The organism is Klebsiella michiganensis, assembly GCA_000963575.1.
Taxonomy (GTDB): Bacteria; Pseudomonadota; Gammaproteobacteria; order Enterobacterales; family Enterobacteriaceae; genus Cedecea; species Cedecea michiganensis_A.
Genome location: CP011077.1, coordinates 2,699,241 through 2,711,612, shown reverse-complemented (window position 1 = coordinate 2,711,612; position 12,372 = coordinate 2,699,241). Strand labels below are relative to the sequence as shown.

Annotated in this window: 10 protein-coding genes; all 10 read left to right on the top strand. The window is 57.1% G+C overall.

Annotated elements, in window-relative coordinates; all coding sequences use genetic code 11:
• The first annotated feature begins 170 nt into the window (after positions 1 to 170).
• Entirely contained in the window at positions 171 to 1,562 is a 1,392-nt protein-coding gene (locus VW41_12590) for a nitrate/nitrite transporter NarK (GenBank protein ID AJZ89808.1), read from the top strand.
• Between the two features lie 346 nt (positions 1,563 to 1,908).
• Positions 1,909 to 5,655 carry a nitrate reductase gene (narZ, locus tag VW41_12585; protein AJZ89807.1) on the top strand — a complete coding sequence of 1,249 codons (3,747 nt, stop codon included), beginning with the start codon at positions 1,909 to 1,911 and terminating at the stop codon, positions 5,653 to 5,655.
• A complete protein-coding gene (gene narH, locus VW41_12580) occupies positions 5,652 to 7,190 on the top strand; it encodes a nitrate reductase (GenBank protein ID AJZ89806.1) in 1,539 nt (512 codons plus the stop codon). The genes narZ and narH overlap by 4 nt, the downstream gene beginning before the upstream one ends.
• Positions 7,187 to 7,891: a nitrate reductase gene (locus tag VW41_12575; protein ID AJZ89805.1), complete on the top strand. Its 705-nt coding sequence runs from the start codon at positions 7,187 to 7,189 to the stop codon at positions 7,889 to 7,891. The genes narH and VW41_12575 overlap by 4 nt, the downstream gene beginning before the upstream one ends.
• On the top strand, positions 7,891 to 8,568 hold the full coding sequence (gene narI / locus VW41_12570; protein AJZ89804.1) for a nitrate reductase: 678 nt from the start codon (positions 7,891 to 7,893) through the stop codon (positions 8,566 to 8,568). Before VW41_12575 ends, narI begins: the two co-directional genes overlap by 1 nt.
• Before the next feature lie 132 nt (positions 8,569 to 8,700).
• Complete coding sequence (locus VW41_12565; protein AJZ89803.1) at positions 8,701 to 9,042, top strand: ArsR family transcriptional regulator; 342 nt, start codon at positions 8,701 to 8,703, stop codon at positions 9,040 to 9,042.
• 69 nt (positions 9,043 to 9,111) lie between these two features.
• Complete coding sequence (locus VW41_12560) at positions 9,112 to 10,401, top strand: arsenical pump membrane protein (protein ID AJZ89802.1); 1,290 nt, start codon at positions 9,112 to 9,114, stop codon at positions 10,399 to 10,401.
• Positions 10,402 to 10,411: 10 nt separating this feature from the next.
• A complete protein-coding gene (locus VW41_12555) occupies positions 10,412 to 10,840 on the top strand; it encodes an arsenate reductase (protein ID AJZ89801.1) in 429 nt (142 codons plus the stop codon).
• Positions 10,841 to 11,026: 186 nt separating this feature from the next.
• Entirely contained in the window at positions 11,027 to 11,938 is a 912-nt protein-coding gene (locus VW41_12550; GenBank protein AJZ89800.1) for an inorganic pyrophosphatase, read from the top strand.
• Positions 11,935 to 12,366, top strand: coding sequence for a universal stress protein (locus VW41_12545; GenBank protein AJZ89799.1), 432 nt, complete (start codon positions 11,935 to 11,937; stop codon positions 12,364 to 12,366). The genes VW41_12550 and VW41_12545 overlap by 4 nt, the downstream gene beginning before the upstream one ends.
• Positions 12,367 to 12,372 lie beyond the last annotated feature (6 nt).

Here is a 12,372-nt window from a genome sequence, read left to right as displayed (position 1 = left end):
CCCGCAGGGATGTGATAAATCACGTTATTTTTTTGTCAGAAGATTACTCACAAAGAATGAGGGGGAATTTTTGCCCGCCCGAGAGATAGATTATCCCTTGATTTACATCAACTAATATCCACGCAGGAACCCTAAGGTTGCGGCATTTACTCACACGAAATGAGGTGTTTATGTCACAGTCTCCCGTTACCGAGAAGTCGTCGGGCGCACTGATTACCGACTGGCGGCCCGAAGATCCGCAGTTCTGGCAACAAAAGGGGCACCGGATCGCCAGTCGCAACCTGTGGATTTCCGTGCCAAGCCTGCTACTGGCTTTCTGCGTCTGGATGCTCTTCAGCGCGGTGGCGGTGAATTTGAATAAGGTTGGCTTTACGTTCACCACCGACCAACTGTTTATGCTCACGGCGCTACCGTCCGTTTCTGGCGCCCTGCTGCGCGTGCCGTATTCGTTTATGGTGCCCGTTTTTGGTGGCCGACGCTGGACGGCGTTCAGCACCGGCATTTTGATTATTCCGTGCGTCTGGCTTGGCTTTACCGTGCAGGACACCAGCACCTCGTTTAACACCTTCATATGCATCTCGCTGCTGTGCGGCTTTGCCGGGGCGAACTTTGCTTCCAGCATGGCAAACATCAGCTTCTTTTTCCCGAAGGCAAAGCAGGGCGGTGCCCTGGGGATTAACGGCGGGCTGGGGAATATGGGCGTGAGCGTGATGCAGCTGGTCGCCCCGCTGGTTATCTCCCTGTCGATGTTTGCCGTTTTCGGCGGTAAAGGCGTTGAACAGGGCGATGGCACGATGCTGTTTCTGGAAAATGCCGCGTGGATCTGGGTGCCGTTTCTGGCCGTTTTCACTTTAGCGGCCTGGTTCGGGATGAACGATCTCTCGGCGTCCAAAGCGTCCCTGCGTGAACAGCTGCCGGTGCTAAAGCGCGGCCACCTCTGGATTTTGGGTCTGCTGTACCTGGCCACATTTGGCTCGTTTATCGGTTTTTCCGCCGGGTTTGCGATGCTGTCTAAAACTCAGTTCCCGGACGTCAACATTCTGCATTTCGCCTTTTTTGGCCCGCTGTTTGGCGCGCTGGCACGTTCCGCCGGTGGAGCGATCTCCGACCGCTGGGGCGGGACGCGAGTCTCGTTGTATAACTTTATTCTGATGGCGATTTTCAGCGCGCTGCTGTTCACCACGCTGCCGTCTGACGGCCAGGGCGGGAACTTTATCGCCTTCTTTGGCGTGTTCCTGATGCTGTTCCTGACGGCCGGGCTGGGCAGCGGATCCACCTTCCAGATGATCTCCGTGATCTTCCGCAAGCTGACAATGGACAGAGTGAAAGCTGCCGGCGGCAGCGATGAAGTTGCCCTGCGAGAAGCCGCCACGGATACCGCCGCAGCGCTGGGCTTTATCTCGGCCATCGGGGCCATTGGCGGGTTCTTTATCCCTAAAGCCTTCGGCACGTCCCTGGCGCTCACCGGCTCGCCTGCCGGGGCGATGAAGCTGTTCCTCGTCTTCTATATCGTGTGCGTGGTCATCACCTGGGCCGTTTATGGCCGTAAATCTTCACGCTAATGCTTTGACCTTTTGGTTATCCCTTTGCGCGGCTTCGGTCGCGCTTTTTTTTGCCCGGAATGTTTCCAGGGGCGGTTATGACGCCGCCTACCCCTTAATACCCAAACCCGGCCTGGCCCTAATCCCTCGCTGATAAATTTTAATATTTTTATGTTTACATTCATATAGTTATTGAAATTGCAGGGATCACACTTTGGGGGTAGAGGTTGGTGGGGAGTAAAAAACCACACCAGGAGCAGTTGATCGTTATCAAAAATCCCCTTCTTTCGAGGCGTTACCGTCTCGGGCATCAAGCAATGTCGATTTCACCAGAAGAGCCACCAGGCTCCACATCAGGAGTATCCCGATGAGCAAGTTCCTCGACCGGTTTCGTTATTTCAGGCAGAAGGGAGAAACCTTCGCCAATGGACACGGCCAGCTACTCGATACCAATCGCGACTGGGAAGAAGGGTATCGCCAGCGCTGGCAGCATGACAAAGTGGTACGTTCCACGCACGGCGTGAACTGTACCGGCTCCTGCAGCTGGAAGATTTATGTCAAAAGCGGCCTGGTGACCTGGGAAACCCAGCAAACCGACTACCCGCGTACCCGCCCGGATATGCCAAACCACGAACCTCGCGGCTGCCCGCGCGGGGCGAGCTACTCATGGTATCTCTACAGCGCCAACCGTCTGAAATACCCGCAGATGCGTAAACGGCTGATCAAGCTGTGGCGCGAAGCTAAGACGCAGCATAAGGATCCGGTCGAGGCCTGGGCATCCATCATTAACGATCCTGACAAAGCCAAAAGCTACAAACAGGCCCGTGGCCGCGGGGGATTTGTTCGTTCAAGCTGGGAAGAGGTTAACGAACTGATTGCGGCGGCGAACGTCTATACCGCAAAAACCTACGGCCCGGACCGGATCACCGGCTTCTCACCGATCCCGGCGATGTCGATGGTTTCTTACGCGGCAGGGACGCGTTACCTGTCGCTTATCGGCGGCACCTGTATGAGCTTCTACGACTGGTACTGCGACCTGCCGCCTGCGTCTCCACAAACCTGGGGCGAGCAAACAGATGTGCCGGAATCCGCCGACTGGTATAACGCCGGTTACATCATCGCATGGGGCTCTAACGTTCCTCAGACGCGTACCCCAGACGCCCATTTCTTTACCGAAGTTCGCTATAAAGGCACCAAAACCGTTGCCGTGACGCCGGACTATGCGGAAATCTCCAAGCTGTGCGACCAGTGGCTGGCGCCGAAGCAGGGGACCGATGCCGCGATGGCAATGGCCATGGGCCACGTCATGCTGCGAGAGTTCCACCTCGACAAACCGAGCCAGTACTTCACCGACTACGTTCGTCGCTACACCGATATGCCGATGCTGGTAACGCTGGAAGCGCGTGACGGATTTTATGCGCCCGCTAATCTGCTGCGTGCGGCAGACCTGGTCGACAGCCTTGGTCAGGAAAATAACCCGCAGTGGAAAACCGTCGCGCTGGCTGACCAGACCGGTGAGCTGGTGGCACCGAACGGGTCCATCGGTTTCCGCTGGGGGGAGAAAGGCAAGTGGAATCTTGAACAGCGTGACGGCAGCACTGGCGAAGAAACCGCGCTGCGCCTGAGCCTGCTCGGTAGCCACGATGAAGTCGCCGAGGTGGGCTTCCCGTACTTTGGCGGTGAGAGCACCGCGCATTTCGAAAACGTCAAACTGAAAGACGTGCTGCTGCATAAACTGCCGGTGAAGCGCCTGCAACTGGCGGATGGTTCAAGCGTGCTGGTGGCTACAGTTTACGATCTTACCCTGGCTAACTACGGCCTGGATCGCGGTCTGAACGATGAAAACTGCGCCAGTAGTTACGACGAAATGAAAGCCTACACCCCGGCCTGGGCCGAGAAGATAACCGGCGTGCCTCGCCAGGACATCGTGCGTATTGCCCGTGAGTTTGCGGATAACGCAGACAAAACCCATGGCCGCTCGATGATTATCGTTGGCGCGGGCGTGAACCACTGGTTCCATATGGATATGGCCTACCGAGGGCTTATCAATATGCTGATCTTCTGCGGCAGCATTGGGCAGAGCGGCGGCGGCTGGGGCCACTATGTCGGTCAGGAAAAACTGCGCCCGCAAACCGGCTGGATGCCGCTGGCGTTTGCCCTCGACTGGCAGCGTCCACCGCGCCATATGAACAGCACCTCCTACTTCTATAACCACTCCAGCCAGTGGCGCTACGAGACGGTGACGGCGGACGAGTTTCTGTCGCCGCTGGCGGATAAATCCCGCTATACCGGCCATCTGATCGACTTCAACGTGCGCGCCGAGCGTATGGGCTGGCTGCCGTCTGCCCCGCAGCTTGGCACTAACCCGCTGCGCATTGCTGACAGAGCGAAAGAGGCCGGGATGTCGCCGGTGGATTACACCGTCGATGAGCTCAAATCCGGCGGTATTCGCTTCGCCGCTGAGCAGCCGGACTCCGGCTACAACCACCCGCGCAACATGTTCATCTGGCGCTCCAACCTGCTGGGGTCCTCCGGGAAGGGGCATGAGTTCATGCTCAAATACCTGCTGGGCACCGAGCACGGTATTCAGGGGAAAGATTTGGGCCAGGAAGGCGGGCTGATGCCGGAAGAGGTGGAGTGGGTCGATAATGGCCTGGAAGGCAAGCTGGATCTGGTAGTCACCCTGGACTTCCGCCTGTCGAGCACCTGTCTGTATTCCGACATCGTGCTGCCGACCGCCACCTGGTACGAGAAAGAAGATCTGAATACCTCGGATATGCATCCGTTTATTCACCCGTTCTCCGCCGCCGTTGATCCTTGCTGGGAGTCAAAAAGCGACTGGGAAATCTACAAAGGCATCGCGAAGAAATTCTCTGAAGTTTGCGTCGGCCACCTCGGTAAAGAAACCGATATTGTGACGCTGCCGATTCAGCACGACTCCGCCGCCGAACTGGCCCAGCCGTATGGCGTGATGGACTGGAAAAAGGGCGAATGCGACCTGATCCCGGGCAAAACTGCGCCGCACATCATGGTGGTTGAACGCGACTATCCGGCGACGTATGAACGGTTTACCTCCGTGGGGCCGCTGCTGGAGAAAATCGGCAACGGCGGGAAAGGTATTAGCTGGAATACCGAGAAAGAAGTCGAGTTCCTGCGCAAGCTCAACTACGTGAAGACCGACGGCCCGGCTAAAGGCCAGCCGATGATCAACACGGCGATTGATGCCGCTGAGGTTGTGCTCAGCCTTGCGCCGGAAACTAACGGTCAGGTGGCGGTGAAGGCCTGGGCCGCGCTCAGCGAATTTACCGGCCGCGACCACACGCACCTCGCGCTGCCCAAGGAAGAAGAGAAGATTCGCTTCCGGGACATTCAGGTTCAGCCGCGCAAAATTATCTCCAGCCCGACCTGGTCCGGCCTGGAAGATGAGCATGTGTCCTACAACGCGGGCTATACCAACGTTCACGAACTGATTCCGTGGCGCACCCTGTCAGGCCGCCAGCAGCTTTATCAGGATCATCAGTGGATGCGTGACTTTGGCGAAAGCCTGGTGGTGTATCGCCCGCCAATTGATACCCGTTCCGTGGACGGCATGATGGGCCACAAGTCCAACGGCAATCCGGAAAAAGCGCTGAACTTCCTGACGCCGCACCAGAAGTGGGGCATCCACTCCACCTACAGCGACAACCTGTTGATGCTGACGCTGGGGCGCGGGGGCCCAATTATCTGGCTGTGTGAAGCCGACGCGAAAGAAATCGGCATCGCGGATAACGACTGGGTTGAAGTGTTTAACAAAAACGGGGCGCTCACGGCGCGGGCGGTGGTGAGCCAGCGTGTGCCCGCCGGGATGACGATGATGTACCACGCGCAGGAACGCATCATGAACCTGCCGGGGTCTGAAATTACCGGCCAGCGCGGGGGGATCCATAACTCGGTTACCCGCATCACGCTGAAGCCAACCCACATGATTGGCGGCTACGCCCAGTTGGCCTACAGCTTTAACTACTACGGTACGGTCGGCTCAAACCGCGATGAATTCGTGGTGGTTCGTAAGATGAAAGCGATTAACTGGTTAGACGGCGAAGGCAATGACCAGGTACAGGAGAGCGTAAAATGAAAATTCGTTCACAAATTGGCATGGTGCTGAATCTGGATAAATGCATCGGCTGCCATACCTGCTCGGTGACCTGCAAAAACGTCTGGACCAGTCGGGAAGGGACGGAGTACGCGTGGTTTAACAACGTGGAAACTAAACCCGGCCTGGGCTACCCAAATGACTGGGAAAACCAGGAAAAATGGAAGGGCGGCTGGATCCGCAAAATCAACGGCAAGCTGCAGCCACGCATGGGTAACCGCGCGATGCTGCTGGGGAAAATCTTCGCTAACCCTCATTTACCGGGCATCGATGATTATTACGAGCCGTTTGACTACGACTACCAGAACCTGCACACCGCGCCGGAGGGCAGCAAAGCGCAGCCCGTGGCCCGGCCTCGCTCGCTGATTACCGGCCAGCGAATGAATAAAATCGAAGCTGGCCCGAACTGGGAAGAGCTGCTCGGCGGTGAATTTGAAAAACGCGCGCAGGACCAGAACTTCGTCAATATGCAAAAGGCGATGTACGGCCAGTTCGAAAACTCCTTCATGATGTACCTGCCGCGCCTGTGCGAACACTGCCTGAACCCGGCCTGCGTGGCGACCTGCCCGAGCGGCGCTATCTACAAGCGTGAAGAAGACGGCATTGTCCTGATTGACCAGGATAAATGCCGCGGCTGGCGGATGTGTATCACCGGCTGTCCGTACAAAAAAATCTACTTCAACTGGAAAAGCGGCAAGTCTGAGAAGTGCATCTTCTGCTACCCGCGCATTGAAGCCGGCATGCCAACAGTGTGTTCTGAAACCTGCGTAGGGCGTATTCGCTACCTCGGCGTGCTGCTGTACGACGCGGATGCGATTGAACAGGCGGCCAGCACGGAAAACGAGAAAGATCTGTATCAGCGCCAGCTGGACGTGTTCCTCGATCCGAACGATCCGGCGGTTATTGCTCAGGCGCTGAAAGACGGGATCCCTCAGGGCGTGATCGCCGCTGCCCAGCAGTCTCCGGTTTACAAAATGGCGATGGACTGGAAGCTTGCCCTGCCGCTGCACCCGGAATACCGCACGCTGCCGATGGTCTGGTATGTGCCGCCGCTGTCGCCGATTCAGTCCGCAAGCGATGCGGGCCAGCTGCCGCATACCGGCATTCTGCCTGACGTCGAAAGCCTGCGTATTCCTGTGGAGTATCTGGCAAACCTGCTGACCGCCGGGGATACGGCTCCGGTACTGCGGGCGCTGAAACGCATGATGGCGATGCGCCACTACAAACGTGCCGAAACCGTGGACGGCGCGATCGATACCCGCGCGCTGGAAGAGGTGGGGTTAACCGAAGCTCAGGCGCAGGAGATGTACCGTTACCTGGCTATCGCGAACTACGAAGATCGCTTTGTGGTGCCGACCAGCCACCGCGAGCTGGCGGCGGAAACCTTCCCTGAGCACAGCGGCTGCGGTTTTAGCTTCGGCGATGGCTGCCACGGCAGCGATACCAAATTCAATCTGTTCAACAGCCGCCGGATTGACGCCATCGACGTCTCGAGCAAAACGGAGCCGCACCCATGATTGAATTACTGATTATCTCCCGCCTGCTGGAGTACCCGGATGCTGCCCTGTGGCAGCATCACCAGGAGCTGCATGACGCCCTGGCCCAATGTGAGGCATTGACGGAAGAACAGCGCGGCGATCTGGCTGGATTCATTGATGCACTTTGCCACCGTGAACTGCTGGACGCGCAATCCAGCTACAGCGAACTGTTCGATCGCGGCAGGGCAACATCGCTGCTGCTGTTCGAACACGTTCACGGTGAATCACGCGATCGTGGCCAGGCGATGGTTAACCTGATGAACCAGTATCAGCAGGCCGGGCTGGAAATTGACAGCCACGAGTTGCCGGATCACCTGCCGCTGTACCTGGAATATCTGTCCCAGCGCGCCCCTGTGGAAGCGCAGGGCGGGCTGCAGGACATCGCGCCAATCCTGGCCCTGCTCAGCGCTCGTCTGAAGCAGCGTGAGAGCAATTATGCCCTGCTGTTTGACCTGCTGATTGCTCTGTCTGAAAGCGGCGTCAGCGTGGAAACGGTTCGCCAGCAAATTGCTAACGAAGCGCGCGACGACACGCCGCAGGCGCTGGATGCGGTGTGGGAGGAGGAGCAGGTGAAATTTATGGCCGATGACAGCTGCGGAGAGACTGAAATTACCGCGCACCAGCGTCGTTTTGCCGGGGCGGTGGCTCCGCAGTACCTGAATATAGCAGGAGGGAAATAATGCATTTTCTCAACGTCTTCTTCTTTGACATCTACCCGTACCTTTGCGGCGCCGTTTTCCTGATTGGTAGCTGGCTTCGCTATGACTACGGGCAGTACACCTGGCGCGCAGCGTCCAGCCAGATGCTGGATCGCAAGGGCATGAACCTGGCGTCAAACCTGTTTCATTTCGGCATTCTTGGGATCTTTGCCGGGCATTTTCTCGGCATGCTGACGCCGCACTGGATGTACGAGTCGTTTTTACCGCTGGAAATTAAACAGAAAATGGCCATGTTTGCCGGGGGGGCCAGCGGCGTGATGACGCTGGTAGGGGGCCTGCTGCTGCTGAAGCGTCGCCTGTTCAGCCCCCGGGTTCGTGCCACCACCACCGGGGCCGATATTCTGATCCTTAGCCTGCTGATGCTCCAGTGTGCGCTGGGGCTGGGCACCATTCCGTTCTCCGCTCAGCATATGGACGGCAGCGAAATGATGAAACTGGTGAACTGGGCGCAGCACGTGGTGACCTTCCGCGGCGGTGCATCGGCATATCTTGACGGCGCGGCGTTTATCTTCCGCGTCCATCTGGTGTTGGGGATGACCTTGTTCCTGCTGTTCCCGTTCTCTCGCCTGGTGCATATCTGGAGCGCGCCGGTAGAGTACCTGACGCGCAAATACCAGATTGTTCGCGCGCGCCGCTAGTCTTTCAGAATCATCGCAAGCCCGGTTTAGACCGGGCTTTTTTATGACAAACAAATTCGTTTATTCGAATGTGATGATTGACTTTAGCGCGCTGAGATTTACTATAGCAGCGCCTATTCAAGAGACTCCATCATGACTGCACTGACGCCTTTACAGCTTTTTAAATATCTTTCTGAAGAGACCCGGCTGGCTATCACCCTGCTGCTGAGGGCGAAAAGCGAGCTTTGCGTTTGTGAACTCACTGCCGTACTGGATCTGCCGCAGCCTAAGGTCTCCCGGCATTTGGCTATGCTGCGCGAGGGTGGTTTGCTGCAGGACAGAAGAGAGGGGAAATGGGTTTACTATCGTCTCTCACCGCATATGCCCGCCTGGGCGGCGGCGGTCATTGAGCAGGCCTGGCAGAGCCAGGGGCATGAAGTCCTGGAACGTTTAAAGCAAACTGAAGCGAGCGGAACGATGACGCTTTGTCAGTAAAAAAATTTATCTTAATACATTCGTTTTTTCATATATGAATGATGTGGTGTTACTGGAACGGGAGTTAACATGTTTTTAGCAGGGGTAATATTCCTTCTCACCCTGGGGCTGGTTATCTGGCAGCCGCGGGGGCTGGGCATTGGCTGGAGTGCGATGCTGGGCGCCGGGCTTGCATTGGCGACAGGTGTGGTTCAGATCGCCGATATTCCCGTCGTGTGGGCGATTGTCTGGAATGCTACGGCCACCTTCATCGCGGTGATTATTATTAGTCTGCTGCTGGATGAATCGGGTTTTTTTGAGTGGGCGGCATTGCACGTTGCCCGCTGGGGAAAAGGGCGTGGACGATTGCTGTTTACCTGGATAGTGCTGCTTGGCGCAGCCGTGGCGGCGCTATTTGCGAATGATGGCGCGGCGCTTATTTTGACGCCGATTGTTATCGCCATGCTGCTGGCCCTGGGCTTTAGCCCGGGCGCGACGCTGGCGTTTGTAATGGCCGCGGGATTTATCGCCGACACGGCAAGCCTGCCGCTGATTGTCTCTAACCTGGTTAATATCGTTTCCGCAGACTTCTTCCAGCTTGGGTTTAGCGAATACGCTTCGGTGATGGTGCCGGTTAACCTCGCGGCGATTGCTGCCACGCTTGCCATGCTGCATCTGTTTTTCCGCAAAGATATTCCCCCAGTTTACGACCTTGAACTGCTGAAAACCCCGGCCAGTGCCATCAAAGATCCGGCCACGTTTAAGGCGGGTTGGATTGTTCTGGTGCTGTTGCTGGTGGGCTTTTTTGCCCTGGAGCCGCAGGGGATCCCGGTCAGTGCTATAGCCGCCGTGGGGGCGTTGATTCTGCTCGCGGTGGCGAAAAAAGGGCATTCGATTAATACCGGCAAAGTGCTGCGCGGGGCGCCCTGGCAGATTGTGATTTTCTCGCTGGGGATGTATCTGGTGGTGTATGGCCTGCGCAACGCCGGTTTGACGGGGCAGCTTTCCGGTTTGCTCAGCGCGCTGGCAGAACGCGGGGTGTGGACTGCGACGCTCGGCACGGGGTTTATCACCGCCTTCCTGTCGTCCGTGATGAACAATATGCCTACGGTGCTGATCGGGGCCTTATCCATTGAGGGCAGCAGCGCCGGGGGCGTCGTCAAAGAGGCGATGATTTACGCCAACGTCATCGGCTGCGACCTCGGGCCTAAAATCACGCCGATAGGCAGCCTGGCCACGCTGCTGTGGCTGCACGTTCTTGCCCAGAAGAAGCTGACCATCAGCTGGGGCTACTACTTCCGCACAGGCATTGTGATGACGCTGCCCGTGCTGGCGGTTACGCTGGTGGCGTTAGCCCTGCGTCTTTCTTTCTCTCACTGAGTCACCGACCATGAGCAAAATTACGATTTACCATAACCCTGAATGCGGTACCTCCCGCAACACGCTGGCGATGATCCGGCACAGCGGGACGGAGCCTGTGATTATCTATTACCTCGAGACGCCCCCGTCCCGTGAAGAGCTTCGCGGCCTGCTTGCCGGGATGGCGATTAGCGCCCGCGAACTGCTGCGCAAAAACGTTGAGCCCTATGAGACTTTGGGGCTTGAGAAAGGGCAGTTCAGCGATGAGCAGCTCATCGAGTTTATGGCGCAGTACCCGCTGCTAATTAACCGCCCGATTGTGGTGACTGAACTTGGGACGAGACTGTGCCGCCCTTCAGAACGCGTGCTGGATATCCTGCCTGACCCGCTGCAGGGCGCGTTCAGCAAAGAGGATGGCGAACAGGTTGTGGATGCGCGGGGCCAGCGGCTGAAACCATAAAACCTGCTTGAAACCCTGTGGGGAAGGGTTCACAATGCTTCGCAAGGTGATGGCGTTCCACCTTCCCCAACCGCCTCGTTCGGAGGCTGATGACGCCTGGTATGACTCTTTTAATCCAAGAGGCATGTCAGGCTGGTCAACGTTTACCCCCCGGCTCTGCATGCTTCCCTTAACGGGGCTCGAGCCATGATACATGTTATTGGTCACCTTCATCCCGACAGCGATGCCGTTTGCAGCGCCGTGATGGTTGCGCGCTGGTTAACGCTGCGGGGCCGCACTGCGCAGGCGTGGCGCTGCGGCGAGGTTAACCGTGAAACTGAACTGATTTTCTCCCACGCCGGGCTTCCTCTGCCCGGGCTTCTCTCGTCTTCTCTGAGCAATAAAGACATCTGGCTGGTGGATTTCAACGAGCCGGGGCAAGGGCCAGACTCGCTTATCACCGGCAATATTGTCGGGATCATCGATCATCACCGTTTGGGCGGGCTGATGACCCGGTTGCCGCCGGAGGTGTGTATCAAACCCGTGGGCAGCACCGCCACAGTGCTCTGGCAGCTTATGGACGCCCGACTTCGTGACGGACTCTCTGCCAGCGAGGCTATTTTACTCCTGGGTGCGCTACTCAGTGACACCGTCGCGCTACGTTCGCCCACGACCACACCTGAGGATAGGCTGACGGCGGATGAGCTGGCCGGGCGCATCGGTATTGATTATGAAGAGTTTATTACCGACCTGCTGACGGCTAAGACCTCTATTGCCGGGCTGAGCGCGAGGGAACTCCTGCACAAAGATCTCAAACGTTTTGACATCAACGGTGTTCGGCTAAAAATTGCGCAGCTGGAACTATACTCTCTAACGCAACTTGCTCCTCAACTGGATGCCCTGCTGGAAGAAATAAACCGGCATGCAGCCGACGCCGATGTCGATTTTGTCGTGTTGATGGTGACCGACATTAATGCCGGGCTTTCTGAACTCTATTTTTCTACATCTTCCTTGATACCTGGGGCGCAGCCCTGCGTGATGCCCGGCATGATGAGCCGCAAAAAACAGCTTCTCCCCTGGCTGCAAAGCCAACTCAATCCTGCCTGGAGCCGACTATGAGCCTCTATTCCCACGTTCTCGTACTTATTCAGGGCAAGACCGACGGACTGGTGCTGATCCAGCATGCCGCCCGCCTTGCCGGGGCGCTGCCCGTCCAAATCACGCTGGTACACATTAGCGATGACTACCGGGAGATGAATTACGTCTCCGATGCGCGAATGGATGACAACGTTTCCGCCGACCTGATTCAGGCGAAAGCGTTGTTTAGCGAGCTGGTGCGCTCCGTCAGCGTGCCGGTAAAAACGCGGGAACTGGTCACGCTGAACCGCTTTGAAGACGTTGAAAAATGCATTTCTTCACTGGGAGTGGACCTTGTGCTGGCCGGGCACCGCAACCGATGGCTGGGGCAGTTCGCTTCTGACTCGATGGAATACGTCAATCATCTGAATGTTGACGTGCTGATTAAACATATCGATGGCAAAAAATGAGGTAGT

What these genes read in the sequence shown, in the direction of transcription:
- VW41_12590 (AJZ89808.1), top strand. Translation starts at nt 171, where the DNA reads ATGTCACAGTCTCCCGTTACCGAGAAGTCGTCGGGCGCACTGATTACC.
- VW41_12550 (AJZ89800.1), top strand. Translation starts at nt 11,027, where the DNA reads ATGATACATGTTATTGGTCACCTTCATCCCGACAGCGATGCCGTTTGC.
- narH (AJZ89806.1), top strand. Translation starts at nt 5,652, where the DNA reads ATGAAAATTCGTTCACAAATTGGCATGGTGCTGAATCTGGATAAATGC.
- VW41_12555 (AJZ89801.1), top strand. Translation starts at nt 10,412, where the DNA reads ATGAGCAAAATTACGATTTACCATAACCCTGAATGCGGTACCTCCCGC.
- narZ (AJZ89807.1), top strand. Translation starts at nt 1,909, where the DNA reads ATGAGCAAGTTCCTCGACCGGTTTCGTTATTTCAGGCAGAAGGGAGAA.
- VW41_12545 (AJZ89799.1), top strand. Translation starts at nt 11,935, where the DNA reads ATGAGCCTCTATTCCCACGTTCTCGTACTTATTCAGGGCAAGACCGAC.
- VW41_12575 (AJZ89805.1), top strand. Translation starts at nt 7,187, where the DNA reads ATGATTGAATTACTGATTATCTCCCGCCTGCTGGAGTACCCGGATGCT.
- narI (AJZ89804.1), top strand. Translation starts at nt 7,891, where the DNA reads ATGCATTTTCTCAACGTCTTCTTCTTTGACATCTACCCGTACCTTTGC.
- VW41_12565 (AJZ89803.1), top strand. Translation starts at nt 8,701, where the DNA reads ATGACTGCACTGACGCCTTTACAGCTTTTTAAATATCTTTCTGAAGAG.
- VW41_12560 (AJZ89802.1), top strand. Translation starts at nt 9,112, where the DNA reads ATGTTTTTAGCAGGGGTAATATTCCTTCTCACCCTGGGGCTGGTTATC.